23 protein-coding genes and 1 tRNA gene are annotated in these 26,547 nt (G+C 71.6%); 19 read left to right on the top strand and 5 right to left on the bottom strand.

Annotation, left to right across the window (positions count from 1 at the left end; all coding sequences use genetic code 11):
- Nucleotides 1-33: 33 nt before the first annotated feature.
- Complete coding sequence (locus QQZ13_RS02040; RefSeq protein WP_284527459.1) at nucleotides 34-291, bottom strand: hypothetical protein; 258 nt, start codon at nucleotides 289-291, stop codon at nucleotides 34-36.
- An 87-nt stretch (nucleotides 292-378) separates the two neighbouring features.
- Between QQZ13_RS02040 and QQZ13_RS02035 the strand changes: the two genes are divergently transcribed.
- The 10 genes from QQZ13_RS02035 (at nucleotide 379) to serA (ending at nucleotide 11,198) form a co-directional block, all read left to right on the top strand.
- Nucleotides 379-1,788: a trehalose-6-phosphate synthase gene (locus QQZ13_RS02035; RefSeq protein WP_284527458.1), complete on the top strand. Its 1,410-nt coding sequence runs from the start codon at nucleotides 379-381 to the stop codon at nucleotides 1,786-1,788.
- Nucleotides 1,785-2,555 carry a trehalose-phosphatase gene (gene otsB, locus QQZ13_RS02030; RefSeq protein ID WP_284527457.1) on the top strand — a complete coding sequence of 257 codons (771 nt, stop codon included), beginning with the start codon at nucleotides 1,785-1,787 and terminating at the stop codon, nucleotides 2,553-2,555. Before QQZ13_RS02035 ends, otsB begins: the two co-directional genes overlap by 4 nt.
- Before the next feature lie 9 nt (nucleotides 2,556-2,564).
- Complete coding sequence (gene ilvD, locus QQZ13_RS02025) at nucleotides 2,565-4,271, top strand: dihydroxy-acid dehydratase (protein ID WP_284527456.1); 1,707 nt, start codon at nucleotides 2,565-2,567, stop codon at nucleotides 4,269-4,271.
- 42 nt (nucleotides 4,272-4,313) lie between these two features.
- Nucleotides 4,314-6,116, top strand: a complete 1,803-nt coding sequence (locus tag QQZ13_RS02020; protein WP_284527455.1) for an acetolactate synthase large subunit — start codon at nucleotides 4,314-4,316, stop codon at nucleotides 6,114-6,116.
- A 1-nt stretch (nucleotide 6,117) separates the two neighbouring features.
- Complete coding sequence (gene ilvN, locus QQZ13_RS02015) at nucleotides 6,118-6,627, top strand: acetolactate synthase small subunit (protein WP_284527454.1); 510 nt, start codon at nucleotides 6,118-6,120, stop codon at nucleotides 6,625-6,627.
- Between the two features lie 84 nt (nucleotides 6,628-6,711).
- Nucleotides 6,712-7,737 carry a ketol-acid reductoisomerase gene (gene ilvC, locus QQZ13_RS02010; RefSeq protein ID WP_284527453.1) on the top strand — a complete coding sequence of 342 codons (1,026 nt, stop codon included), beginning with the start codon at nucleotides 6,712-6,714 and terminating at the stop codon, nucleotides 7,735-7,737.
- Nucleotides 7,738-7,864: 127 nt separating this feature from the next.
- On the top strand, nucleotides 7,865-8,623 hold the full coding sequence (locus tag QQZ13_RS02005) for a copper homeostasis protein CutC (RefSeq protein ID WP_284527452.1): 759 nt from the start codon (nucleotides 7,865-7,867) through the stop codon (nucleotides 8,621-8,623).
- Nucleotides 8,620-9,126, top strand: coding sequence for a DNA polymerase III subunit gamma/tau (locus tag QQZ13_RS02000; RefSeq protein ID WP_284527451.1), 507 nt, complete (start codon nucleotides 8,620-8,622; stop codon nucleotides 9,124-9,126). Before QQZ13_RS02005 ends, QQZ13_RS02000 begins: the two co-directional genes overlap by 4 nt.
- A gap of 29 nt (nucleotides 9,127-9,155) precedes the next feature.
- Complete coding sequence (locus tag QQZ13_RS01995) at nucleotides 9,156-9,470, top strand: bacitracin resistance protein (RefSeq protein ID WP_284527450.1); 315 nt, start codon at nucleotides 9,156-9,158, stop codon at nucleotides 9,468-9,470.
- Nucleotides 9,471-9,593: 123 nt separating this feature from the next.
- A complete protein-coding gene (gene serA / locus QQZ13_RS01990; RefSeq protein WP_284527449.1) occupies nucleotides 9,594-11,198 on the top strand; it encodes a phosphoglycerate dehydrogenase in 1,605 nt (534 codons plus the stop codon).
- A gap of 39 nt (nucleotides 11,199-11,237) precedes the next feature.
- Here the strand turns inward: serA and QQZ13_RS01985 are convergent, their stop codons facing one another.
- Nucleotides 11,238-11,783 (bottom strand): TetR/AcrR family transcriptional regulator, encoded by a 546-nt coding sequence (locus tag QQZ13_RS01985; RefSeq protein WP_284527448.1) that lies wholly within the window; start codon nucleotides 11,781-11,783, stop codon nucleotides 11,238-11,240.
- A gap of 64 nt (nucleotides 11,784-11,847) precedes the next feature.
- On the opposite strand from QQZ13_RS01985, the gene QQZ13_RS01980 reads away from it, so the two are divergent.
- Genes QQZ13_RS01980 through QQZ13_RS01960 form a run of 5 tightly spaced genes read left to right on the top strand, consistent with a single transcriptional unit; the run spans nucleotide 11,848 to nucleotide 17,669 of the window.
- Nucleotides 11,848-13,395: an MFS transporter gene (locus QQZ13_RS01980; protein ID WP_284527447.1), complete on the top strand. Its 1,548-nt coding sequence runs from the start codon at nucleotides 11,848-11,850 to the stop codon at nucleotides 13,393-13,395.
- A 37-nt stretch (nucleotides 13,396-13,432) separates the two neighbouring features.
- On the top strand, nucleotides 13,433-14,500 hold the full coding sequence (locus QQZ13_RS01975; protein WP_284527446.1) for a 3-isopropylmalate dehydrogenase: 1,068 nt from the start codon (nucleotides 13,433-13,435) through the stop codon (nucleotides 14,498-14,500).
- 52 nt (nucleotides 14,501-14,552) lie between these two features.
- Nucleotides 14,553-15,668, top strand: coding sequence for a branched-chain amino acid aminotransferase (locus tag QQZ13_RS01970; RefSeq protein WP_284527445.1), 1,116 nt, complete (start codon nucleotides 14,553-14,555; stop codon nucleotides 15,666-15,668).
- Nucleotides 15,665-16,432, top strand: a complete 768-nt coding sequence (locus QQZ13_RS01965; RefSeq protein WP_284527444.1) for a fumarylacetoacetate hydrolase family protein — start codon at nucleotides 15,665-15,667, stop codon at nucleotides 16,430-16,432. The genes QQZ13_RS01970 and QQZ13_RS01965 overlap by 4 nt, the downstream gene beginning before the upstream one ends.
- Nucleotides 16,425-17,669: an MFS transporter gene (locus QQZ13_RS01960; protein ID WP_284527443.1), complete on the top strand. Its 1,245-nt coding sequence runs from the start codon at nucleotides 16,425-16,427 to the stop codon at nucleotides 17,667-17,669. Before QQZ13_RS01965 ends, QQZ13_RS01960 begins: the two co-directional genes overlap by 8 nt.
- Nucleotides 17,670-17,676: 7 nt before the next feature.
- On the opposite strand, the gene QQZ13_RS01955 is transcribed toward QQZ13_RS01960, so the two are convergent.
- Entirely contained in the window at nucleotides 17,677-18,747 is a 1,071-nt protein-coding gene (locus tag QQZ13_RS01955) for an aminotransferase class V-fold PLP-dependent enzyme (RefSeq protein ID WP_284527442.1), read from the bottom strand.
- Nucleotides 18,748-18,828: 81 nt separating this feature from the next.
- Between QQZ13_RS01955 and QQZ13_RS01950 the strand changes: the two genes are divergently transcribed.
- From QQZ13_RS01950 to QQZ13_RS01940, 3 genes are all read left to right on the top strand, one after another.
- Nucleotides 18,829-19,836 (top strand): LysR family transcriptional regulator, encoded by a 1,008-nt coding sequence (locus tag QQZ13_RS01950; protein WP_284527441.1) that lies wholly within the window; start codon nucleotides 18,829-18,831, stop codon nucleotides 19,834-19,836.
- A gap of 10 nt (nucleotides 19,837-19,846) precedes the next feature.
- A complete protein-coding gene (gene gltX / locus QQZ13_RS01945) occupies nucleotides 19,847-21,361 on the top strand; it encodes a glutamate--tRNA ligase (RefSeq protein ID WP_284527440.1) in 1,515 nt (504 codons plus the stop codon).
- A 106-nt stretch (nucleotides 21,362-21,467) separates the two neighbouring features.
- A tRNA-Gln gene (locus QQZ13_RS01940) sits at nucleotides 21,468-21,539 on the top strand.
- Nucleotides 21,540-21,619: 80 nt separating this feature from the next.
- Here the strand turns inward: QQZ13_RS01940 and QQZ13_RS01935 are convergent.
- On the bottom strand, nucleotides 21,620-23,632 hold the full coding sequence (locus QQZ13_RS01935; RefSeq protein ID WP_284527439.1) for a DUF262 domain-containing protein: 2,013 nt from the start codon (nucleotides 23,630-23,632) through the stop codon (nucleotides 21,620-21,622).
- A gap of 123 nt (nucleotides 23,633-23,755) precedes the next feature.
- On the opposite strand from QQZ13_RS01935, the gene QQZ13_RS01930 reads away from it, so the two are divergent.
- Nucleotides 23,756-24,529: a hypothetical protein gene (locus QQZ13_RS01930; RefSeq protein ID WP_284527438.1), complete on the top strand. Its 774-nt coding sequence runs from the start codon at nucleotides 23,756-23,758 to the stop codon at nucleotides 24,527-24,529.
- A 76-nt stretch (nucleotides 24,530-24,605) separates the two neighbouring features.
- On the opposite strand, the gene QQZ13_RS01925 is transcribed toward QQZ13_RS01930, so the two are convergent.
- A complete protein-coding gene (locus tag QQZ13_RS01925; protein ID WP_284527437.1) occupies nucleotides 24,606-26,447 on the bottom strand; it encodes a hypothetical protein in 1,842 nt (613 codons plus the stop codon).
- Nucleotides 26,448-26,547 lie beyond the last annotated feature (100 nt).

Below are 26,547 nucleotides of genomic sequence, written 5' to 3'. Positions count from 1 at the left end.
GCGCTGACGGGCGACGCCCTCCCGCGGTGATGCTCAGCGGCCGCGCACGCGTCGCCGCAGGAGGTCCTTCTCGTCGCCGGCCACCGGCGAGTCCGGGGCGATGAGTCCGCCGCGCGACGCGCGGTACGTGTCGACGATCGTCCCGATGGCGAGGGCGAAGGTGATCGCCCAGCTGAGCCACGCCAGCGCGGTGCGCCAGTTGAAGGGCGCGTCGTCGCGCGCAGAACGCAGCAGGGTGAGGCCACCGGTGACGGCGGAGATGATGCCGGTTCCGAACAGGTACTTGCGCATAGCACCACGCTACCGGGCGTGACAAGGACCGGCAGGGGGTTGCCAGGCGGTTGTTAGCCTGGCTATACGCCCCCCGAAAGGAACCCTGTGTCCGCAGCTGCCGATTTCGTGGTCGTCGCCAACCGTCTCCCCGTCGATCGCGGAGACGACGACGCGGACCCGTGGCGCCGGTCTCCGGGCGGGCTTGTGACCGCGCTCGAGCCCGTGGTGCGCAGCACCGGCGGTGCGTGGGTGGGCTGGGCCGGGCAGCCGGGTCTCGAGATCGAGCCGTTCGAGTTCGACGGCGTGCACCTGGTGCCGGTCGCGCTGTCGGCCGAGGACATCGCCCAGTACTACGAGGGGTTCTCGAACGACACCATCTGGCCGCTCTATCACGACGTCATCGCGGCGCCCACGTACCACCGGGCCTGGTGGGAGGCGTACGTGCGGGTCAATCGCCGATTCGCCGAGGCGGCCGCGGCGGCCGCGGGGGACGGGGCGACGGTGTGGGTGCACGACTACCAGCTGCAGCTCGTGCCCCGGATGCTCCGTGAGCTGCGGCCGGACCTCGTCATCGGCTACTTCCACCACATTCCGTTCCCCGCATACGGGATCTTCTCGCAGCTGCCGTGGCGCACCCAGGTGCTCGACGGCCTTCTCGGCGCGGACGTCATCGGCTTCCAGCGCGTCGCCGACGCCGGGAACTTCGCGCGCGCCGTGCGTCGCCGTTTCGGCTACGAGACCCGGGCGGGATCGATCCGCGTGCCCACCGACGGGGGACATCGCACCGCGGTCGCCAAGGCGTATCCGATCTCGATCGACACCGCTTCCTACGAGGAGCTCGCCCGCAGGCCCGAGATCCAGGCGCGTGCGGCGGAGATCCGAGAGGAGCTCGGCAACCCCGGCGCCGTGCTGCTCGGCGTGGACCGCCTCGACTACACCAAGGGGATCCGTCACCGGCTGAAGGCGGTCGGCGAGCTGTTCGACGAGGAGCGCCTCGGCGCCGGCGACGCGACGCTCGTGCAGGTGGCGAGCCCCAGCCGCGAGCGGGTCGCGGCCTACATGCAGCTGCGCGACGAGATCGAGCTCGCGGTGGGGCGCATCAACGGCGACCACGACACCATGGGGTTCACCGCGGTGCGCTACCTCCATCACTCCTACCCTCGCGAGGAGATGGTGGCGCTCTACCTCGCGGCCGACGTCATGCTGGTCACGGCGCTTCGCGACGGCATGAACCTCGTCGCGAAGGAGTACGTGGCCAGTCGCGTCGACGGCGGCGGCGTGCTCGTGCTGAGCGAGTTCGCGGGCGCCGCGGACGAGCTGACGCAGGCGGTCCGCGTGAACCCCCACGACATCGAAGGGCTCAAGGACGCCGTCATGACCGCCATCGAGATGCCCGCCGAGGAGCGTCGTCGCCGCATGCGCGCGCTGCGACGTCGCGTCCGCGACAATGACGTGGCGGCGTGGTCGGCCCGGTTCCTCGGCGACCTGCGCGCCGTGCGGGAGGGTCGCGCGTGAGCATCGACGAGCTGGCGCTCACGCCGCGGCTGCTGGTGGCGCTCGACTTCGACGGGACGCTCGCTCCGCTGGTCGATGAGCCCATGACCGCCCGCATGGTCCCCGCAGCCGCCGAAGCGGTCGCCGCGCTCGTCGCGGCGCCGCGGACGACGGTCGCCTTCGTCTCGGGCCGCACGCTCGACGACCTCCGCGTGATCGCCGAGCACGACGACCGGTCGCCGATCCTGCTGGCGGCGTCCCACGGGGCGCAGTGGTGGGATCCGTCCGGTGCGGTCGCCGCCGACCGCCGCGACTCCGACGCCGCCGACATCGCGCTGCGCGACGAGCTCCGTGCGGCCGCCGAGGACGTCGCCGGCGAGGTCGAGGGCGCATGGATCGAGCGCAAGGAGTTCGGGTTCGGGGTGCACACGCGCCTCGCAGATCCCGGCCGCGCCGGGGAGGTGCACGAGCGCGTGGACGCGCTGGTCGCCGCCCGTGCGCCGCGCTGGCGTCGCCGCGTCGGTCATTCGATCACCGAGTACGCCTTCCGCGACGAGGGGAAGGACTCCGCCGTCGCGCGCCTGCGCGCGCTCACCGAGGCGACCGGCGTCCTGTTCGCGGGCGACGACGTGACCGACGAGGACGCCCTGCGCAGCCTCGGCCCGGGCGACGTCGGGATCCGCGTCGGCGCGGGCGAGACGGCTGCGACGATGCGGGTGGCCGACGAGGCCGAACTGGCCGCCGTGCTGCTCGGACTGGCGCGCCGACGCGCGGCCGCGCGGGAATAGACTTCGAGAATGCCTTCGCCCGACAACACCATCGACATCAAACCCCGGAGCCGCGTCGTCACCGACGGCATCGAGGCGACGACCTCCCGCGGCATGCTGCGCGCCGTCGGCATGGGCGACGAGGACTGGGACAAGCCCCAGATCGGCATCGCCTCGAGCTGGAACGAGATCACCCCGTGCAACCTGAGCCTCGACCGGCTCGCGCAGGGCGCCAAGGAAGGCGTCCACGCCGGCGGCGGGTACCCGCTCCAGTTCGGCACGATCTCGGTCTCCGACGGCATCTCGATGGGGCACGAGGGCATGCACTTCTCGCTCGTCTCGCGCGAAGTGATCGCCGACTCCGTCGAGACGGTGATCATGGCCTCGCGCCTCGACGGATCGGTGCTCCTGGCCGGCTGCGACAAGTCGATCCCCGGCATGCTCATGGCCTCGGCGCGGCTGGACCTGTCGAGCGTCTTCCTCTACGCCGGATCGATCGCTCCCGGCTGGGTCAAGCTGTCCGACGGCACCGAGAAGGACGTCACCATCATCGACTCCTTCGAGGCGGTCGGGGCATGCCTGGCCGGCAAGATGAGCGAGGCCGACCTCAAGCGGATCGAGTGCGCCATCGCGCCCGGCGAGGGTGCCTGCGGCGGCATGTACACCGCGAACACGATGGCCTCCGTCGCCGAGGCCCTCGGGCTCAGCCTGCCCGGATCGGCGGCGCCGCCGTCGGCCGACCGCCGCCGCGACTACTACGCCCACCGCTCCGGCGAGGCGGTCGTGAACCTGCTCCGCCAGGGCATCACGACCCGCGACATCCTCACGAAGGAGGCCTTCGAGAACGCGATCGCGCTGGCGATGGCCCTCGGCGGCTCCACCAACGTCGTGCTCCACCTCCTCGCGATCGCACGCGAGGCCGAGGTCGAGCTCAGCCTCCACGACTTCAACCGCATCGGCGACAAGGTGCCGCACGTGGCCGACATGAAGCCGTTCGGCAAGTACGTCATGAACGACGTCGACCGTCACGGCGGGATCCCGGTCATCATGAAGGCGATGCTCGACGAGGGCCTGCTCCACGGCGACGCGCTCACCGTGACCGGCAAGACGCTCGCCGAGAACCTCGCCGAACTCGATCCCGACCCGATCGACGGCACCGTCATCCACACGTTCGACGATCCGATCCACGCAACGGGCGGCATCACGATCCTCCACGGCACCATGGCGCCCGAGGGCGCGGTCGTGAAGACGGCCGGCTTCGACGCCGCGGTGTTCGAGGGCCCGGCCCGCGTGTTCGAGCGCGAGCGCGCCGCGATGGACGCCCTCGAAGCCGGAGAGATCGTCGCGGGCGACGTCGTGGTCATCCGCTACGAGGGCCCCAAGGGCGGACCCGGCATGCGCGAGATGCTCGCCATCACCGCCGCCATCAAGGGCGCGGGGCTCGGAAAAGATGTACTACTCTTGACGGACGGCAGATTCTCAGGCGGCACAACCGGCCTGTGCATCGGCCACATAGCACCCGAAGCGGTGGACGCTGGTCCCATCGCCTTCGTGCGCGATGGTGATCTGATACGGGTCGATATCGCGGCTCGCACTCTCGACCTACTCGTCGACGAGGCTGAGCTGAGCTCCCGCCGGGACGGCTGGGAGCCCCTTCCTCCGCGCTATACCCGTGGCGTCCTGGCCAAGTACTCGAAGCTCGTGCGCTCCGCTGCGGAGGGCGCGACGACAGGCTGAGGCCTTCCCGACTGCGTCATCTCCACCATTCGAGGTCCACTCATGTCATCCGACACATCTGCGGCCGTTCCCCGGCCGCCCGCCCGCGGATCCTCCGCCCCCGTGCTGACGGGAGCAGAGGCCGTCGTCCGTTCGCTCGAGCTGCTGGGGGTGACCGACGTCTTCGGTCTTCCCGGCGGCGCGATCCTCCCCGTCTACGACCCGCTCATGGACTCCTCGGCGCTGCGTCACGTGCTGGTGCGCCACGAGCAGGGCGCCGGTCATGCGGCCGAGGGCTATGCCGCCGCATCGAACAAGGTGGGCGTCGCGATCGCCACGAGCGGCCCCGGTGCCACCAACTTGGTGACGGCGATCGCCGACGCGTACATGGACTCCGTGCCGATCGTCTGCATCACCGGACAGGTCTTCTCGAACCTCATGGGAACGGACGCGTTCCAGGAGGCGGACATCGTGGGCATCACGATGCCGATCACGAAGCACTCGTTCCTGGTCAAGGACGCCGCCGACATCCCGGGCGCCATCGCGGCGGCCTACGAGATCGCCGGCACGGGGCGCCCGGGCCCGGTCCTCGTGGACATCACGAAGGACGCGCAGCAGGCCGAAGCGCCCTTCGTCTGGCCGCCGAAGATCGACCTCCCCGGCTACCGGCCCGTGACCAAGGCCCACGGCAAGCAGATCCAGGCCGCAGCCCAGCTGCTGGCGGGCGCGAGCAAGCCCGTGCTGTACGTCGGCGGCGGCGTCATCCGCTCCCAGGCGTCGGCCGAGCTGCTGGCGCTGGCCGAGGCGACCGGGGCGCCCGTCGTGACGACGCTCATGGCACGCGGCGCCTTCCCCGACTCCCACGCCCAGCACCTGGGCATGCCGGGCATGCACGGCACCGTGCCCGCGGTGCTGGCCCTGCAGGAGGCCGACCTCCTGGTGTCACTCGGCGCGCGGTTCGACGACCGGGTGACCGGCAAGGCGGCGCTGTTCGCGCCGAACGCCAAGGTGGTGCACGTCGACATCGACCCCGCGGAGATCTCCAAGATCCGCAGCGCCGACGTCCCGATCGTGGGCGACCTGCGCGACGTGCTCGTCGACCTCGGCGCCGCGTTCCAGGCGGTCACCGGCGGCGCGCGGCCCGACATCACGGACTGGTGGGCGTTCCTCGACGGACTCCGCGACGAGTTCCCGCTCGGCTACGCCCAGCCCACCGACGGACTGCTGTCGCCCCAGTACGTGATCTCCCGCATCGGCGAGCTCACCGGCCCGGAGGGCGTCTACGCCGCCGGGGTCGGACAGCACCAGATGTGGGCGGCGCAGTTCATCAAGTACGAGCGGCCCAACGCCTGGCTGAACTCGGGCGGCGCCGGCACGATGGGCTACTCGGTCCCCGCCGCGATGGGCGCGAAGGTCGCCGAACCCGACCGGGTGGTGTGGGCGATCGACGGCGACGGCTGCTTCCAGATGACCAATCAGGAGCTCGCCACCTGCGTCATCAACAACATCCCGATCAAGGTCGCGATCATCAACAACTCGTCGCTGGGCATGGTGCGGCAGTGGCAGACCCTGTTCTACAACGGGCGCTACTCCAACACCGACCTCAACACGGGGCACGACACCATCCGCATCCCCGACTTCGTCAAGCTCGCCGAGGCCTACGGCTGCATGGCGCTGCGCGTGGAGAAGGAAGAGGACGTGGACGCCGCGATCCGCACGGCGCTGGAGACGAACGACCGCCCCGTGGTCATCGACTTCGTCGTCAGCGCCGACGCCATGGTGTGGCCGATGGTCCCGCAGGGCGTGAGCAACAGCTACATCCAGTACGCCCGCGACCACGCGCCGAAGTTCGACGAGGAGGCCTGAGATGAGTCGTCATGTCCTGAGTCTCCTCGTGGAGAACAAGCCGGGTCTGCTCACGCGCGTCGCCGGCCTGTTCGCGCGCCGCGGCTTCAACATCGAGTCGCTCGCGGTGGGCGTCACCGAAGTGCCGGGCCTGTCCCGCATCACGGTGGTCGTCGACGTCGAGGAGCTGCCGCTGGAGCAGGTGACCAAGCAGCTGAACAAGCTCATCAACGTCATCAAGATCGTCGAGCTCGACCCGAGCGCGTCGGTGCAGCGCGAGCACATGCTCATCAAGGTGCGCGCCGACAATCAGACCCGGTCGAACGTGATCGAGGTGGTGAACCTCTTCCGCGCGTCGATCGTCGACTACGCGACCGATGCCCTGGTGGTCGAGGTCACCGGCGATCGCGGCAAGATCGAGGCGATCCTGCGCGCGCTCGAGCCGTTCGGCATCAAGGAGCTGGCCCAGTCCGGTCTCCTCGCCATCGGCCGCGGCGGCAAGTCAATCACCGAGCGCGTCCTACGCGGCTAGACCCTTTCGCTTCGCGCTCACCGGTCGTTGAGCGGGCGAAGCGAGACGAAACGCAACGACCGACCTATCAAGGAGAAAGAATCCATGGCTGAGATCTTCTACGACTCGGACGCCGACCTCTCGATCATCCAGGGCAAGAAGGTGGCCATCGTCGGCTACGGGTCGCAGGGCCACGCGCACGCGCTGAACCTCCGCGACTCCGGTGTCGAGGTCGCCATCGCCCTGAAGGAGGGCTCGAAGTCCGCGCCGAAGGCGCAGGAGGAGGGCTTCGAGGTCAAGTCCGTCGCCGACGCGACCCAGTGGGCCGACCTCATCATGATCCTCGCGCCCGATCAGCACCAGCGGGGGATCTTCAGCGAGAGCATCGCGCCGAACCTCACCGCCGGCAAGACCCTCGCCTTCGCGCACGGCTTCAACGTCCGCTTCGGCTACATCGAGACCCCCGACGGCGTCGACGTGATCCTCGTCGCGCCCAAGGCTCCCGGCCACACCGTGCGCCGCGAGTTCGTCGCCGGCCGCGGCATCCCCGACATCATCGCCGTCGAGAAGGACGCGTCGGGCACGGCCTGGCAGACGGCCCTCTCGTACGCGAAGGCGATCGGCGGCACCCGCGCGGGCGTCATCAAGACCACCTTCACGGAGGAGACCGAGACCGATCTGTTCGGCGAGCAGGCGGTGCTGTGCGGCGGCGTCTCGCAGCTGGTCCAGTACGGCTTCGAGACCCTCACCGAGGCGGGCTACCAGCCGCAGATCGCCTACTTCGAGGTGCTGCACGAGCTCAAGCTCATCGTCGACCTCATGTGGGAGGGCGGCATCGCCAAGCAGCGCTGGTCGGTGTCCGACACCGCCGAGTACGGCGACTACGTGTCGGGTCCCCGCGTGATCGATCCCCACGTCAAGGAGAACATGCAGGGCGTGCTGGCCGACATCCAGTCGGGGGCCTTCGCGGAGCGCTTCATCTCCGACCAGGACGCCGGGGCGCCCGAGTTCCAGGAGCTCCGCGCCAAGGGCGCCGCGCACCCGATCGAGGCGGTCGGCAAGGAGCTGCGCGCGCTGTTCGCGTGGAAGCAGCAGGACGCCGACTACGTCGAGGGCTCGGCCGCCCGCTGACGGACGGCGCGTCGCGACGACGGCGCGCATCAGGCACTCGGCGCACCCGCTGAGCCGGCTTCACGCAAGCCAGGAGAGCCCGGCCCCTACGAGGGGTCGGGCTCTTCGCCTTCACTATCGTGGGAGCATGAGCCGCTCCGTCGCCGTCGAGATCGCCGTTCAGGACGTGGCCGGGGCGCGCGGCGCCCTGGCGTCCGGTGCCACCCGGCTCGAGCTCTGCCAGGCGCTGGCCGTCGGGGGTCTCACCCCGTCGCTCGGACTCCTCGAGGCGGTGCTGGAGGCGGTGGACCCCGCGGCGGTGAACGTCCTCGTGCGACCGCGCGGCGGCGGCTTCGTGTACTCGGACGAGGAGATCGGGCTGGTCGCCGCCGACATCCGCGCGTGCGTCTCCCGCGGGGCGGGCGGCGTGGTCGTCGGGGCGCTCACGCCGGGAGGGCGCGCCGATGTGTCCGCGCTGGCACGCTGGCGCGAGGCGGCCGGCGAGGCCGCGCTCGTCTTCCATCGGGCGATCGATGCGGCAGATGATCCGCTGGCCGTGCTGAGCGACCTCCGCGGGGCCGGCGTGGACCGCGTGCTCACCTCCGGCGGTGCCGCGCGCTCGGTCGACGGCGTGGCGGCGCTCGCCTCACTGGTCGCCGCGTCGGACGGGATCGAGATCATGGCCGGTGGCGGCGTGCGCCCCGCCGACATCGGCGCTCTCGTCGCGTGCGGCGTCGACGCGGTGCACCTGTCGGCGCGCGCGGTGGGCGGGGCAGGTGCGCCGTCCGGGCCCGGAGGCGGAGCCGACGGTCACGACATCACCGATCTCGCGGTGGTCGGCGCCGCGGTGCGTGCCGCTGCGGCAGCCGTCGCGGCCGCGGACACGCCCGGTACGCTGAAGGCGTGAGCCGCGACGACGATGCCCTCTCCTGGGAGGGCGACGAGGACCCGACGCTCGACGTGGGAACCGCCCGGCGCGCGCCGGAGCGCGTCGCACCCGACCCCGCCGCCCCGGTGCTCCCCGACGGCTACACCGCCGTGGGCCGGGGGAGCGGCGAGGTCGTCCGACCCGAAGAGGCCGCCGCCGACGACGCCCAGGTCGACGCGGCGCAGATCGGGAACGTCGCGCTGGTCGCCCTCGGCATCCTGGGCGGGGTGTACCTGCTCTACACGATCGGCTGGATCATCGGCGGCCTGCGCCTCCAGGTCATCGCCCCGGCCCTGCTGGTGAGCCCCGTCGCCTACGTGCCCGCCTTCTGGCTCGCCGTGCTCGCTCCGTTCCTCTGGTTCTCGACGACCCTCCTGCTCACGCGGGGTCGTCCGACGTGGCACCGGTTCGCGTGGCTCGCCGCCGGCGCGGTGCTCCTCGTGCCCTGGCCGTTCATCATGATCGGAGTGGTCGGACAATGAGCGCCTCCTCCGCTTCTGCCTCCCGAGCGATGCCGACGTGGCTCGTCGCCACCGTCGCGGGGGCCTTCGGCCTGTTCTACGCCTACGCGGTGTGGAACGCGGTCTCCTTCCTGGTCCAGCAGGCGTCGGGACCGCTCGGCCTCAACGGGCTGGGGTGGGGGCTCCTGTTGTTCGCCGCCGTGTTCCCGATCCTCGTCTTCGCCGGTGCGCTGGCGCTGGGGATGCGGCGCCGAGTGGGGGAGTTCGCCCTGCTGCTGCTCGCCGGGATCGCGCTCGTGGCCGTCTTCTGGCTCAACGTGGTGGCCTATGCGCTGTCCAGCGGGGGAACGCTCCTCGGAAGCTGACGTCATGCGGTCGGTGGCCCCCCGCCGCGAGCGCTAGGCTGGTCAGGCCACGCCCCGACGGTGTGCGGCGAGGCATTCCATCACCGCTCCTCGCTCCCGCGACGCCCCTGAAGGTTGCCCAGCGTGTCCAAGCCCGTCGTGCTCATCGCCGAAGAACTCTCACCCGCCACGATCGACGCCCTCGGCCCGGACTTCGAGATCCGCCACGTCGACGGTGCAGACCGCGCAGCGCTCCTTCCGGCGCTGGCCGACGCGCACGCGGTGCTCATCCGCTCGGCGACGAAGATGGACGCCGAAGCCATCGCGGCCGCTCCGGTGCTGAAGGTCATCGCCCGCGCGGGCGTCGGCCTCGACAACGTCGACATCAAGGCCGCGACCACCGCCGGTGTCATGGTGGTGAACGCCCCGACGTCGAACATCATCTCGGCGGCCGAGCTCACCGTCGCGCACATCCTCGGCCTTGCCCGCCGCATCCCCGCGGCGCACGCGTCGCTGTCGGCCGGACAGTGGAAGCGCAGCGCCTACACCGGCGTCGAGCTGTTCGAGAAGACGCTCGGCATCATCGGCCTCGGCCGGATCGGCGCGCTGATCGCCGCCCGCCTCCAGGCCTTCGGCATGAACGTCGTCGCGTACGACCCCTATGTCACAAGCGCACGCGCCCAGCAGCTCGGCGTGCAGCTGCTCACCCTCGACGAGCTCCTCGAGCAGAGCGACTTCGTCACGATCCACATGCCCAAGACACCCGAGACCACCGGGATGATCTCCACCGACCAGTTCCGTCGCATGAAGCCGTCGGCGTACGTGGTCAACGTCGCCCGCGGCGGCCTCATCGACGAGGTCGCGCTGCACGCCGCCCTGACGACCGGTGAGATCGCCGGCGCCGGCCTCGACGTCTTCAGCTCGGAGCCGCCGGCGCAAGACGGGCCGGCCTTCCCGCTGCTGGAACTCCCGAACGTGCTCGTCACCCCGCACCTGGGCGCCTCGACCGATGAGGCGCAGGAGAAGGCCGGCGTCTCGGTCGCCAAGTCGGTGCGACTCGCCCTGGGCGGAGAGCTCGTGCCCGACGCGGTGAACGTCGCCGGCGGCATCATCGACCCCTACGTGCGCCCGGGCATCCCGCTCGTCGAGAAGCTCGGCCAGATCTTCTCCGCGCTCGCGCACTCGCCCCTCACCAGCCTCGACGTCGAGGTGCACGGCGAACTCAGCCAGTACGACGTGAAGGTGCTCAAGCTCGCCGCGCTCAAGGGCGTCTTCACGAACGTCGTCAGCGAGACGGTCTCGTACGTCAACGCGCCGCTGCTCGCCGAGCAGCGCGGCATCGAGGCGCGCCTGCTCGTCGACGACCAGTCCGAGGAGTACCGCAACGTCATCACGCTGCGCGGTGCGCTCTCCGACGGGTCGCAGCTGTCGGTTTCGGGCACGCTGACGGGCACGAAGCAGACCGAGAAGCTCGTCGGCATCAACGGCTACGCGCTCGAGCTGCCGATCGAGAAGCATCACATCGTGATGCTCTACACCGATCGCCCGGGCATCGTGGCCGTGTACGGCCAGAAGTTCGGCGAGGCGGGCATCAACATCGCGGGGATGCAGATCGCGCGCACGCAGGCGGGCGGCCAGGCGCTCTCGGTGCTCACGGTCGACTCGCCCGTGGCCGACGAGCTCCTCGACGAGGTGCGCTCGGCGATCCACGCCGACCTCTTCCGGCAGATCGAGATCACCGAGTCCTGACCCGCGCTCGTCACCGCCGGAGCCCCGCCGGCGCGCCCTTCAGGCGCGTGTCGCGCGTTCGACGAGTGCGATGAGGGCGTCCATGTCGGCGCCCTGGGGAACCGGGCCGGGGACCGCGCCCTGGTCGAGGCTGTTGTTGAAGTAGAGGCCGTCGCTGACGAGCAGCACAAGCTGGAGCGCGGTCTCGTCGCGGGTGTGCGGCCGCAGCGCGTCCTCCCACTGCTGGCGGACGCGCCGGAGCGCGTGGGCGGCGTCGACGCTGCCGCCCTGCGCCAGCTTCGACCCGGCGATGAGCGCGCGGTCGACGGGGGAGTCGTTCATCACCGACGTCCGCACGAACGCCGCGACGAGGCCCGCGGGATCGGCCCGCATCTCCTCGACGTCGTCGCGGACGAGCGCCTCCATGCGCTCCAGCAGCGCGGACTCCAGTGCCTCCTTCGAGGCGTAGTGATAGAGGAGACCGCCCTTGGAAACTCCGGCGGCGCGCGCGGTGGCATCCATCGTGGCCGCGCGCTCGCCCTCGGCGATGAGGAGCGCCTCGAAGGCGTCGAGGACGCTCTCTCGGGCGCGGGGCGGGCGGCTCATGGTTCCGATCGTATCGACGCGACAGGACGTGACCTGATACTATACCGGCTGGACGGTATAGAAAATGACGCTGACAGAAGAGATCACCCTGGCCGACGCGGCGGGACGACGGGTCGGCTGGCGCGGCTGGGCGGCCCTGGTCGTCCTCATGCTCCCCGTGCTGCTCGTCTCGGTCGACAACACCGTGCTGAGCTTCGCCCTGCCCGACATCGCCCTCGACCTGGCCCCCACGAGCACCCAGCAGCTGTGGATCATCGACGCGTACCCCCTCGTGCTCGCCGGGCTGCTGGTCACCATGGGCACGCTCGGCGACCGGTTCGGCCGGCGACGGATGCTTCTCATCGGGGCGGTCGGCTTCGCGGCGGTCTCGGTCCTCGCCGCGTTCGCGCCGTCGGCCGCGCTGCTGATCGCCGCCCGGGCGGGGATGGGCGTGTTCGGCGCGATGCTCATGCCGTCGACGCTCTCGCTGCTGCGCAGCATCTTCACCCACCGCGACCAGCGGCGCCTCGCGATCGCCGTCTGGGCGTCGATGTTCTCCGCCGGCGCCGCCCTCGGGCCGATCGTCGGCGGGATCCTGCTCGAGCACTTCGCCTGGGGCTCGGTCTTCCTGATGTCGGTGCCCGTGCTCGTGCCGCTGCTGATCCTCGCGCCGATCCTCGTCCCCGAGAGCCGCGACCCCGACCCGGGCCGCATCGATCCGCTGAGCATCGCCTACTCGATGCTGACGATGGTCCCGGTCGTCTACGCGATCAAGGAGCTCGCGGTGCACGGGCCGGGCTGGCTGCCGGTGGGGCTCACCGCGCTCGGAGCGGCGTTCGGCGTGCTGTTCGTCCGGCGTCAGCTCGCCGCACCGGCGCCGATGCTCGACATGCGCCTCTTCGCGCGGGGGGCCTTCAGCGGTGCGCTGCTGGTGAACCTCCTCAGCGTGATCGCACTCGTGGGCTTCCTCTACTTCGTCGCCCAGCACCTGCAGCTGATCGTGGGACTCACGCCGATGCAGGCGGGCTTCGCGCTCGTGCCCGGGATGCTGGCGATGATCGTGGCCGGGCTGCTCGTCGTGCCGGTCGCCCGCCGTGCCGCGCCGCGGATCGTGGTGCCGGTGGCGCTGGGATTCTCCGTCACCGCCTACCTGCTGGTGCCGATCGCCGTGGGCGACGGCGCGCTGGGGATGCTCGTCGGCGCCTTCACCCTCCTCGGCGTCGGCATCGGTGCGGCGGAGACCGTCTCCAACGACCTCATCCTCGCGAGCGCACCGCCCGCCAAGGCGGGCGCCGCCAGCGCGGTGTCCGAGACGGCCTATGAGCTCGGCGCCGTGCTCGGCACCGCTGTCCTCGGCGGGATCCTGACGGCCGCCTACCGTGCGGGCATCGTGATCCCCGCCGGCGTGGACGCGGCGGCGGCCGACGCGGCCCGCGAGACCCTCGCGGGCGCCGTGGCCGCCTCGGCGACGCTCGATCCGGCCACCGGCGAGGCGCTGCGTCTCGCCGCGGCGCACGCCTTCGACGCGGGCGTCGGCATCACCGCCGTGATCGGGGCCGTGCTCGTCGGCGTGGCGGCGGTGATCGCGGCCACTACGCTGGGAGGCACCCGCACCGCGCCGGCCCTGCACTGAGCGCCTCCCGGCGGGATCGCCCAGCACGAGGAGAGCAATGTCGCGCGCGACCACCGATCGGACCTACCGCCTGGCCGTGATCCCGGGCGACGGGATCGGCCCCGAGGTCATCGCCGAGGCGGAGAAGGTGCTCGATGCCGTCACGGCCACGGCGGGGATCGCCTTCGAGAAGACGCGGTTCTCGCTCGGCGCCGCTCGCTACCTCGAGACCGGCGACACGCTGACCGACGAAGACCTGGCGGCCATCGCGGGTCACGATGCGATCCTGCTCGGCGCGGTCGGCGGGGTGCCGGGCGACCCGCGTCTCGCGCACGCGAACATCGAGCGCGGTCTCCTGCTGAAGCTCCGCTTCGCGCTGGACCACTACGTCAACCTGCGGCCGTCGAAGCTGTACCCGGGTGTCCCCGGGCCGCTGAGCGCCCCGGGCGACATCGACTTCGTGGTGGTGCGAGAGGGCACCGAGGGCCCGTACGTCGGCAACGGCGGCTCGATCCGCACCGGCACCCCTCACGAGGTCGCCAACGAGACGAGCGTCAACACCGCCTACGGCATCGAGCGCGTCGTCCGGTTCGCCTTCTCCCAGGCGCAGCGCCGCCGCGGCAGGCTCACCCTCGTGCACAAGACCAACGTCCTCGTCCATGCGGGCGGGATGTGGAAGCGGATCGTCGATGCCGTGGCATCGGAGCACCCCGACGTCGCCGTAGACTATCTGCACGTCGACGCGGCGACGATCTTCCTGGTCACGAACCCGGGCCGCTTCGACGTGATCGTCACCGACAACCTCTTCGGCGACATCCTCACCGACTTGGCCGGCGCCGTCACCGGAGGCATCGGTCTCGCCGCATCGGGGAACATCAACCCCGACGGCGCGTTCCCCTCGATGTTCGAGCCCGTGCACGGCTCGGCGCCGGACATCGCAGGCCAGCAGAAGGCCGACCCCACGGCGGCCATCCTCTCCACGGCGCTGCTGCTCGATCACCTCGGGCTCGGCGACCAGGCCCGGCGCGTCACCCGCGCGGTCGAGGAGGACATCGCCGCGCGGGGCGCCACCGCCCGCACGACCGCGCAGATCGGCGACGCGATCGTCGCACGACTCCAGGCGTAACCTGGAGTCGCGCTCCGCATCCGTCGACGCCGCGCATGGAACAGGACAGATCATGACCCTCATCGACCCCGAGACCACGACCGCCCCGCTGGCGTTCGCCGTCACCCGCAACCTCGCCGCCAAGTCGGCCGCCGAGCGCGAGGAGCTCCTGCGCGATCCGGTCTTCGGCACGACCTTCACCGACCACATGGTCGACATCTGCTGGTCGGCGCGAGGCGGCTGGCACCGGCCGCGCGTGCAGCCGTACGGCCCGATCTCGCTCGACCCGGCTGCCGCCGTGCTCCACTACGGCCAGGAGATCTTCGAGGGCATCAAGGCCTATCGTCACGCCGACGGCTCGATCCACACCTTCCGGCCCGACCAGAACGGCGCCCGACTCCAGCGCAGCGCGCGCCGGCTGGCCCTTCCGGAGCTTCCGGTCGAGTACTTCATCCAGTCGATCCGCGAGCTCATCGCCGTCGACGGCGACTGGGTGCCCTCCGGCGCGGACCAGAGCCTCTACCTGCGTCCGTTCATGTTCGCCAAGGAGGCCTTCCTCGGCGTGCGACCGGCCGCCAAGGTCGCCTACTACCTCATCGCCAGCCCCGTCGCCGCGTACTTCAAGGGCGGCGCCAAGCCGGTGTCGATCTGGCTGAGCGAGGACTACTCGCGCGCCGGCAAGGGCGGTACGGGAGCCGCCAAGACCGGCGGCAACTACGCGGCCAGCCTCCTGCCGCAGGCCCAGGCGTACGAGCAGGGCTGCGACCAGGTGGTCTTCCTCGATCAGGACGGCAACGTCGAGGAGCTCGGCGGCATGAACATCGTGTTCGTCTACAAGGACGGCACCATCGTCACCCCGCAGTCGGACTCGATCCTCGAGGGGATCACCCGCGACTCGCTCCTGCAGCTGGCGCGTGACCGCGGGCACACCGTGGAGCAGCGGAGCGTGTCGCTGCAGGAGTGGCGCGACGGCGTCGCCTCCGGCGACATCGTCGAGGTCTTCGCGTGCGGCACCGCCGCCGTCGTCGCCCCGATCGGGACGCTGAAGGCCCAGGGCTTCGAGGACACGCAGCCCGTGGGCTCGCTCGCGCTGGAGCTGCGTCAGCACCTCACCGACATCCAGTACGGCCGGGCAGAGGACACGCACGGCTGGCTCCTCCGCCTCGACGACGCCGAGTCCGCCCGATGAAGGTCGCGCGCTTCCGTCACGACGAGGTCATCCGCTTCGGGATCGTCGACGGCGCGGACCTCGTGGTGCTCGCCGGTGATCCGCTGTTCGCCGGGTTCGACACGACGGGAGAGCGGGTGCCGCTCGCCGACGCCGTGCTGCTTGCCCCCGTGATCCCTCGCTCCAAGGTCGTCTGCGTAGGCAAGAACTATCGCGACCACGCCGCGGAGATGGGGGGCGAGGCACCGGCCGAGCCGCTGCTGTTCCTCAAGCCCAACACGTCCGTGATCGGGCCGGGCGATGTCATCGTGCGTCCCCGCCAGTCCGAGCGCACCGACTTCGAGGGAGAGCTCGCCGTCGTCATCGGCCGGGTCGCGAAGGACGTTTCCGCGGAGAAGGCCGACGAGTACGTCTTCGGCTACACGGTGGCCAACGACGTCACCGCGCGCGACCTGCAGCGCTCCGACGGGCAGTGGTCGCGGGCGAAGGGCTTCGACACGTTCTGCCCGCTCGGCCCGGTCATCGAGACCGAGTTCGACCTCGACGGCGGGGCGAGGATCGTCTCGCGCGTCAACGGCGAGGTGCGTCAGGACGGCCCGATCAGCGACATGGTCCACTCCGTCGCCGACATCGTCGCCTACGCGTCGGCGGCCTTCACGCTCCTTCCGGGCGACGTGATCCTCACCGGCACACCCGCCGGCATCGGGCCGTTCGTCGCCGGCGACACCGTCGAGGTCGAGATCACGGGCATCGGCGTGCTGCGCAACACTGCGCGCGATGCCTGAGGCGCGGACCGACGAGCTCGTCGCGCTCTCGCCCGACGACGTCGCCGCCATCCAGCGCCGGACGGTCCGCGTGCTCGCGGCCGGACAGGTGCTCGGCGGCATCGCCTTCGGCGCCACGGTGTCCCTCGGTGCGCTCCTGGCCGCGGACATCTCGGGGCAGGCCTCGCTGTCGGGACTCGCGACCGCCTCGGTGACGCTCGGCGCCGCGCTGTGCGCGATCCCGCTCGCGCGTCTGGCGGCACGCACCGGCCGCCGTCGCGCCCTCACCCTCGGGAACCTGTTCGCGCTCGTCGGAATCGCGGTGGTCATCGCCGCCGCCGCGGCGCGCGTGTTCCCGCTGCTGCTGCTCGGCGTGATCCTCATCGGCGCCGGCAACGCGGGCAACCTGCAGTCGCGCTTCGCCGCGACCGACCTCGCCCCGACCACGCGGCGGGCGCGCGACCTCGGCACGGTCGTGTGGGCGACCACGGTCGGAGGCGTGGTCGGCCCGTTGCTCCTGACCCCCGGAGAGGCGGTCGGGCAGGCGATCGGGATGCCTCCGCTGACGGGTGCGTACGCGTTCTCGATCGTGGCGCAGCTGTGCGCGTTCGTGCTCTACGTCGTCGCGCTCCGGCCCGACCCGCTCCTCACGGCGCAGCGGGTGGCGCGGGGCGGCGGAGCGGCGGCGGGGACCCTGATCGACGTCGACCGCCCGCGCGTCGCCCGGTACGCCGTTTTCGCGGTGACGGGCTCGCACGTGGTGATGGCCTCCGTCATGGCCATGACCCCGGTGCACCTCGCCCATCTCGCCCCCGGAGAGGTGACGCTCGTCGTCGGGGTCACCATCGCGCTCCACGTCTTCGGCATGTACGGCCTCTCTCCGGTGTTCGGCTTCCTCGCCGACCGGACCGGGCGCATCCGGGTGATCCTGCTCGGTCAGGCGCTCCTCGCCGCCGCGCTCGTCGTCGCGGCCGTGTCGCCGGAGGATCAGTGGGCCGTGCTCGTGGCGCTGCTCCTCCTCGGCCTCGGCTGGAGCGCGGCGACGGTCGCCGGCGCGGCCCTGCTCACCGAGAGCACCGAGACGGCGCGCCGACCTCGCCGCCAGGGGCTCAGCGACACGATCATGACGCTCAGCGCCGCTGCGGGCGCGGTGCTCGCCGGCGTGGTGCTGAGCTGGATCGGCTACGGCGGCCTGGCGCTGACGGCGCTCGCGATCGTCGTCGCGGTGACGGTGCTGTCGCCGTTCGCCCGGCGCTGACCGGCCGTCAGCGGCCGAGAGCGCGGGCCGCGCGATCGACGTCGTCCTCGTCGTTGAAGATGTGGAAGGCGAGGCGGGCACGGCCGTTTCGGCCCGAGGCCGCGATCCCGGCGGCCGTCAGTCGCGCGAGATCGTCTCCGTCGGCGTCCGGCCAGCTCACGATCGCGCTCGGGCGGGCCGACGGCGCGGCGGGACGGTCGCAGCGCTCACGGAAGGCGGCGGCGAGGGCCGTCGTGTGCGACGCGATCGCCGGCATGTGCGCGTCGGCGAAGGCCCGGAGTGCGGGCTCCGCACCGAGGAACGCCTGCCACGCGGGGGACACGTCGAAGCGCCGCGCGTCCTCCGCGAGCACAGCGTTTCCGCCGTAGCACGATGCCCACGGGTCATGGCCTGCATACCAGCCCGCGTGGATCGGCCGGACGGTCTGTGCGTACTCCGCCGAGATCGCGAGGAACGCCACGCCGCGCGGGGCGCAGAGCCACTTGTAGGCGTGGCAGACGACGGCGTCGAAGAGCTCGCCGGCCACCGGCATCCATCCCGCGGCCTGCGTGACGTCGCAGAGCGTGCGCGCACCGTGCGCCCGGGCCGCGGCGGCGATCGCCGCTCCGTCGGCGACGGTCCCGCAGGCGGACTGCACGAGCGAGAAGACGACCAGATCCGTCTTCGGCCCGACGGCGTCCGCCAGGTCGGACAGCGGGGCGGTGCGCACGGTGATCCCTCGGCCGGCGTGCACGAACGGCAGCACGATCGAGGAGAACTCGTCGGCCGCGCAGAGCACCTCGGCCCCGTCGGGGAGCGACGCGGCGAGCAGGCCGGCCATGACCGAGGTCTGCGATCCGATCGCGACGCGTTCCGCCGCCACTCCGAGCAGCCGCGCCGCGTAGGACCGGCTCGCCTCGGCGGCGCGCGTGTACCTCCCGAGGTCGGGCCACCGGACGAGGTCGGCGGCGATCGCCGCCCGGGTCGAGACCATGGGCAGTCCCGCGGTGCACGCAGCCAGATAGCCCGCGCCGTCGGTGAACTCGGCGCGAAGGGCGGCCGAGGCGGAAGGGGTGGTGCCGAGCAGGGTGGCGGGCATGGCATCCACTTTCGCGGGCGAGCACTCATTCGTCTACGGCAGGTGTTGCATCATTCACATGATGAATGGTTATGTATCTGGGTGACCGACGATGCAGCCGACTTCGACATCCACGCAGTGCGCATCGCCAAGGCGGTGGCCGACGCGGGGTCGCTGACAGGCGCAGCGAAGCTCCTCGGATATAGCCAGCCCGCCATCAGCCAGCAGGTGCGCCGCCTCGAGGCCCGCCTCGGGCTCCCGATCGTCGAGCGGGTCGGCAGGCGCGTGCGCCTGACGCAGGCGGGCCGCGTCCTCGCCCGCCACGCGCCGGCGGTGACGACCGCGCTCGATGCGGCCGCGGGGGAGCTCGCCGCGCTGCGCGGGCTGCGCGCCGCGACTGTGCGGCTGGTCGGGTTCCCGTCCGCCACGCCGACGATCCTGCCCCGGGTGCTCGCGCGGATCGCGGAGGCCGAGCCCGGGATCACGGTCACCTATGTCGAGGCCGAGCCGCCCGAGGCGGTCGCCGCCGTCCGCGAGGACCGCGCGGACATCGCGCTCACCTTCGCCTACCCCGGCGACCGCGCCGACCCCCATCGCGAGAGCGCCCGCGGTCTCGCCGTCCGCCGGGTGGGACGGGACGATCTGCTCGTCGTGCTCCCCGCCGGTCACCCCGCCGCCGGGGGAGCGGTCGTCGATGCGGCCGCTCTGGCCGACGAGAACTGGATCGCGGGATGTCCGCGGTGCCGCGGCCACCTCCTGGAGCTCTGCGAGCGCGCCGGGTTCACCCCGCGCATCGGTTTCGAGACCGACAACGTCGTGGCGGTGGAGGGCCTGGTCGCCCAGGGGATCGGGGTGGCGATGCTCCCGTCGCTGGGCGTCGCATCGTTCCCCGTGCTGCCGGGGGTGGTCACCCGCCGCCTGCCGCGCGGGGAGGAGCGGGCCATCCACCTGGTGACCGCGCGCGGCGCCGAGCGGATCCCTGCCGTGGCCGCTGTGCTCGCGATGCTCGAGCGCGCCGTCGCCGAGTCGACGGCCGCCGCCACGAAGGAGACGGCCGCCGCCACGAAGTCGACGGCCGCCGCCACGAAGGAGACGGCCGCCGCGAACTAGACTGGGCAGGATGTCTGCCGCGATCGATCCCCGCACCACCACCGCCTCCGGAACCGACGTCCGCGTCCGGTTCTGCCCGTCGCCGACGGGTCTGCCGCACGTCGGCATGGTCCGCACGGCGCTCTACAATTGGGCGTACGCCCGCCACACGGGCGGCAAGCTGATCTTCCGCGTGGAGGACACCGACGCCGCGCGGGACAGCGAGGAGAGCTATCGCCAGCTGGTCGATGCGCTCACCTGGCTGAAGATCGACTGGGACGAGGGTGTGGAGAAGGGCGGACCGCACGGGCCGTACCGGCAGTCGCAGCGCTCGGACATCTACGCGGACGTGCTGCAGCGCCTGATCGACAGCGGAGCGGTCTACGAGTCCTACTCGACCGCCGAGGAGATCGACGCCCGCAACACGGCGAACGGTCGCGCCACGCAGCTCGGCTACGACAACCACGACCGGCACCTGACCGACGAGGAGAAGGCGGCGTTCCGCGCGGAGGGACGCGAGCCTGCCTGGCGTCTGCGCGTTCCGGACCACGACCTCACCTATGTCGACCTGATCCGCGGCGAAGTGACCTTCCCCGCCGGCTCGTTCCCCGACTTCGTGGTCGTGCGCGCGGGCGGTCAGGCGCTGTACACCTTCACCAACCCGGTCGACGACGCCCTCATGGGCATCACGCACGTCATCCGCGGCGAGGACCTGATGCCGTCCACCGCGCGCCAGCTCGCCCTCTACGCGGCGCTCATCGACGCCGGTGTCACGCCCTTCGTGCCGCGCTTCGGTCACATGCCGCTCGTGCTCGGCGAGACCGGCAACAAGAAGCTCTCCAAGCGCGACCCGCAGGCCGATCTCTTCCTGCAGCGCGAGAAGGGCTTCATCCACGAGGGACTGCTGAACTACCTCGCCCTTCTCGGCTGGTCGATCGCGGCCGACCGCGACGTGTTCTCGCTCGACGAGTTCATCGCCGCCTTCGACATCGCCGACGTCAACCCGAACCCGGCCCGCTTCGACCAGAAGAAGGCCGAGTCGATCAACGGCGACCACATCCGGATGCTCGAGCCCGGCGACTTCGCCGCCCGTCTGGTGCCGTACCTCGCCGCCGCCGGGCTGGTTTCCGAGCCGCCGACGGCGCAGCAGCAGCAGATCCTGGATGCCGCCGCGCCGCTCGTGCAGGAGCGCATGCAGCTGCTGGGGGAGGCCCCGGGACTCCTCGGCTTCCTCTTCCGCGATGAGGTCGTGTACGACGAGGATGCGCTCAAGAGCCTCCCCGCGAACGCCGGCGAGGTGCTCACGGCCTCGGTCGCCGCACTCGAGGCGCTGCCGGAGGAGTCGTTCACGGCGGCCTCCGTGCAGGACGCGCTGTCGGCCGCCCTGATCGACGGCCTGGGATTGAAGCCGCGCGTCGCCTACGGTCCGCTCCGTGTCGCGGTCAGCGGCCGGCGGGTGTCGCCGCCGCTGTTCGAGTCGATGGAGCTCCTCGGTCGTGCCGAATCCCTCCGCCGCCTGGACGCCCCGCGCGAGCGACTCGCCTGAGTCCGCGGCGCGGGCAGGCGCGCCACGCCCGGAGCCCGGCTGGTTTGGAGAGGCCCTCCGCGTCAGGTAGACTCGATCCTCGGTGCGACTCCGGTCGTAAAGCCCTTGGGGTATGGTGTAATTGGCAACACGGCTGATTCTGGTTCAGTTGTTCTTGGTTCGAGTCCAGGTACCCCAGCAAGGAAAACCCCCGCTCAGGCGGGGGTTTTGCATTGCGGTCGGTGCCCCTCGGGGACCCGGCGTTTCGCGGCGCGAGCGTCAGGACATCGCGTCGCCGATGTAGGAGTACTTGAGGAACACCTCGGATGCCCAGCCGGCTTCGTCGAGCACGCCCTGCACGGCGGTCATCATGTACTTCGAGTCCCAGCCCATGTAGAGGTACTGGCCCTCGGCGATCTCGTCCCACTGCCCGTTCCACGCCATCGCGGGATACAGCGGCCCGCCGCGGCGTGCGCTGAAGTCGATCACGCTCTGGCGCGAGTCGGCCCACAGGCGCTTGAACACGCGGTTGAAGAGGTAGCGGACGTCCTTGACCTCCCAGTGCTCGCCCCGGAACTCGACGTAGTCGAACTCGCGCTGCCATCCTCTCGGCCAGCCGCGCCGCTTCTTGGCGTCCAGGATGGGGGTGAGGTTGTCGTCGTCGATGCCCACGACGGCGGGGCGCTCCCACACCTCGACGAACCGTGCCGTGAGCCGCTCGGTGCGTGCGGCGATGTCCGCCGTTCCCCAGGCCTGGGCGTCGGCCAGCTCCCGGGTGGGGACGATGGCGCTCTCGGCGTAGATCGGCCGCTTCGCGGGGAACGGGGCGTCGAAGGCGCGGTCCGCCAGTTCGGCCTCCAGCAGCGTGAGGTTGCCGAGCGTCTGTGCGAGCGCGCGGTGGGCGTTCTGCTCGTCGTCGGAGTACTCCGCCCAGCGGCGGACTCCGTCGCCGCTCCAGTCGTCGCCGGGAGCGAGCGGCACGACGTGCTCGAGATCGAGGCCGTCGTGCGCATCCACCCCCGCGAGGCGCCCGAGCACGTAGGACGCGTGGGGGAGGTCGCCGTACTTCAGGCCCACTCGCGCGCGCTCGTCCGACGGGGTGATGCGGGCGATGGCCAGGACGAGCGCGTCACGCCCCTCGTCGGCAGCGCGGCACAGGCGTGCGACGAGGCGGTCGTTGGGCAGGCCCACCACCTTGCGGCGCAGGAGGAGGGACTGCAGGTGCTCGAGGGAGGCGATGAGCTCGTCGACGCCCAGCGCCCCGTGCAGGTGATCGCGGTACAGGCGCATGACGAGGGGATACATGCCGCGGCCGAAGGTGTTGAGGTAGGCGATCTGCCGGCCGATCTCGGGGTCGGGCGTGCGCGCCGGGTCCAGTAGCGTGCGGTAGATCTCCGACAGCTCGCGCCACTGCGCGGCGTGCGCGCGCAGCGTCTCGATCCCGAGCCGGGGGAACTCGTGCCGGAAGGCGTCGTAGACGCCCCGCTCCCCGACGACGGTCACCTCCCGACCGGTCAGCATCACGAGGTAGTGCCGCCAGAACGAGCCGATCTGCTCGCCGGTGTTCTGCTCGATCGGCAGCCAGTACTCGTTCTCGATCTCGGTCTGCTCGGCGTGCGAGAGGCCCATGAGCACGTAGTTGTGGATGAGCTCGTGGTCGCGCAGCGGCTCTCCCGTGGAGTTCAGGCTCTCGAAGATCTGCTGTGCGTTCGCCTCGCCGCCGAGGGTGATCGAGACGTGCTCGAGCTTCTGCAGACCCCGCCAGATGTGCGCGGCCTCGTCGGGGCGGATCTGACTGCGGAAGAACGCGTAGTTGTCGTCGAACCGCGACTCGCGGTTCTCGTCACCCGCCGACCGCCGGTCGAGCACCACGCTCTCGAACACGTCCGCCCAGGCGCGGTGCGGCCGGAGCTTCGTGCGTGCCGGGTCGTCGGCGCGCACGAGCACGCGGGCGAGCTCCGCCGCGAGCTCCGGGTCGGAGGCGGCCAGGGTGTGGTGCAGGGCGGCGACCAGCAGCATCAGGGTCGTGATGCGCTGCTGACCGTCGATGAGCACGAGATGGGCGTCGTCGGCATCGGCGGTCGAGGCCGTCGACAGGATGGAGCCGATGAAGTGGGTGTGCGCGTCGTCGGTGTCGGCGACGGCGCGGATGTCGCCCAGCAGCTGCTCGCACCCGCCGATGTCCCACCGGTACTGGCGCTGGTACACGGGCACGACGATGGTGGTGTCGGATGCCGAGAGCCAGCCGATCGTGTTGACGGCGGTCGCATCGACATTCGTGGCAGTGCTCATGTTCTCCGTATCGCTCCTCGGAACCCCCGACGAGTCTAATCGGCCGCTCAGATCGCCTCTGTAGGCTTGCCTAAGTCGGACCTGTAAAAACTTCGCTGGTCCGCGGAAAGGGCATGATTCGTCATGGGTTACATCAAGAGCGCTGCTCTGGAGGAGACGGGATACGTCGTCCTCGACCGCTACAACAAGCAGATCGACCCCAAGGAGTGGCTCGACGTCGAGTACGTCGACTGGAAGTCCTCGGGTGACACGCGCTTCGCGCCGCTGGCCTCGGCCAAGGGCGAGATCGAGTGCAACGGCTTCTGGAACCACAAGCCGCCGCGCACCGACAAGGACGGCGTGTGGATCGACTCGCAGACCGCGATCGCGCCGACGCTCACCGAGCGCGCCCTCGAGCCCGGCGCGAACGTCGGCCGCTGCCGCATCATCGAGCTCCAGCCGAACACGTACGCCGACTGCCTGTACAACCTGCACCAGGACGACAACAACCGCCTCAACCCCGACGGCACGGGCTGGGTGGTCCGCAGCTTCTTCAACCTCACCGACGACAAGGACAGCTTCTTCGTCCTGCGTGAGAACCGCACCGATCCGAGCGAGGAGACGCGCATCGCCCTCCCGGCCGGCGCGCAGCTCATCATCGATACGCAGCGCCTGTGGCACGCCGCCACGCACTACGGCGACTCGCCGCGCTACTGCCTCATCACGTCGTGGACGAGCGGTCCGGAGCTCGACGCGTACATCGAGAAGTACAACGGCGTGAACCGCGTCGAGAGCTTCCCGGTCGACCAGGAGACGCTGGACGCCGGTCAGGCCGAGCAGGCGCGCCGTCTTGCAGCCCGCGCGGCGGCCCTCGCCGCCCGCGGTCAGAAGGAAGTGACGGTGATGAGCGAGGCCTGAGCCTCGATCCACCGGACGAAGGCCCCGACCTCACGGTCGGGGCCTTCGCTGTTGCGGGGGTCTGCCTCTGGGGGGATCAGGCCGTCGCGAGCGCGGCGACCCGACCGCGGTGCGCGATCCGGTGACCGATCCAGAAACCGGCGGCGATGAGCGCCGCCAGGAGGACGCCGAGGAGCCAGGGCATCAGCGTCGGTGCAGCGCCGGTGGTCGCCGAGGCGAGCTCCCCGGTGCCCGCGGCGATCTGCCCGTTGCCGTCGGCGAGGGAGGCGCTGCCTGTCGCGAGCTCACCCGAGCCGTCTGCCAGCTGGGTCGATCCGTCGGCCACGGCGGCCGCGCCGGAGGAGAGGCGGGAGACGCCGTCGGCGAGGGACGACGCACCCTCCGACAGGGCGACCGTGCCGTCTGCCAGTTCCATTGCGCCCGTCGAGAGACGCGTCGCCCCCGCGCTCAGGGCGGAGGTTCCCGCACTCAGCGAGGTCGCGCCTTCGGCCAGCGTGCGCGTGCCCGAGGCCAGGCTGCCGGCGCCCGCGGAGAGGGTGCGGGTGCCGTCCGCCAGCGAGGCGGCGCCGCCGGCGAGCGTATCGCTGCCGTCCGCGAGCGCGCCCGCGCCGCCCGCGAGGCTGCGGGTCCCGCTTGCGAGGTCGCCGGCGCCGTCGGCGAGGGTGGTCGTCCCGGTGGCGAGCGCCGCCGCTCCGCCCGAGAGCTCCTTCGTGCCGTCGGAGAGCGCGCGTGCGCCGGTGCTCAGCGCGGACACGCCCTCGGCCAGGTTTGCGGCTCCCTGTGCGAGTGCGGGAGCGCCGCGGTCCGCGTCGGCCAGAGCGACGGTCCCGGGCCATCCGCGGGAGGAGTCGCCGTTGATGAGCGCGCTCACGCCCGCCTTGACCTGTGCGGCACCGCCGGAGGCCTGCATGAGTCCGTGAGCGAGCGCGGGAGCGCTCTTCGCGGGTGCGCCCAGCGCATCGACCTGCTGGTCGAGGCCGGCGGCGAGCTGTGCGAGCGGCTCGAGCGAGGGGTCGGACTGCGCGAGTCCCGCCAGCGCGTCCGCAAGGGTCTGCGCGTTGCCGGCCGCACCGTCGGCGAGGCCGGAGATCGCGGTCTGGGAGCCCGCGAGGGTCTGCACGTCGGCGGTCACCGTGCTCGACAGCAGGGCGGCGAAGTCGCTCGCGCCGCTGTAGACACCGCGGGCGTAGGTGTCGGCTCCGACCACCCCGGTGGCGAGCGCTGCGGTCTTCTGCGCGAGCGTCTCCGCTCCCGCGACCGCAGCGGCGGCGCCGGCGGCGAGGCTCTCGGCCCCGGCGGCGGCGCGCACCGCGCCGGCGGAGAGCGTGCCCGCTCCCGCCGCGAGCTGGGTCGCGCCACCGCTGACGCGGGCGGCGCCCGCGGCCGCGGCCGAGGCGCCGTCGGACACCTTGCCCGCGCCCGCGGCGATGTCGGCCGCGCCGCTGCGCACCCGCACCGCGCCGGATGCCGCGGAGGCGGCGCCCGCGGCGAGGCGGTCGGCCCCGGCGGCCGCCGATCCTGCGCCGGCGCTCAGCCGGCCGGCACCTGCGGCGGCCGATGCGGCGCCCTCGGTGAGCGTGGCGGCGCCGTCAGCGAGGGTTCGGGCCCCCGTGGACGCGCGCCCGGCGCCCGCGCTGAGATCGGAGGCGCCGTCCGCCGCCGCGACGGCGCCCGCGCCGAGCTCTTCCGCTCCCGCGGCCAGGTCGCCCGCTCCGCCCGCCAGGCGCGCTGCGCCGTCGGCGACCTGACGGGAGCCGTCGTCGGCCTGGCTGGCGCCGGCGTCCAGGCGCACCGCGCCGTCGGCGATCTTCCCGATGGTGGTGAAGTACAGGATCGTCATGGCGGCCAGCAGCACGCCGAGCACGATCACGGTGATGCGCATGCCCAGACCGTGGACGTGTGCAGGGGTTCTCGTCATTGAGGACTCCATCGTGAGGGCCTGCCGAGGGCAGGCGCGAGGACGCTCCAGGGGGACCCGTCGACGCCGGTCTTCGGGGGACCGGACTCCCGGTGAGCGT

It is taken from the genome of Microbacterium sp. T2.11-28 (genome assembly GCF_950097975.1).
Taxonomy (GTDB): Bacteria; Actinomycetota; Actinomycetes; order Actinomycetales; family Microbacteriaceae; genus Microbacterium.
This window is presented reverse-complemented; position numbering and strand designations above follow the sequence as displayed.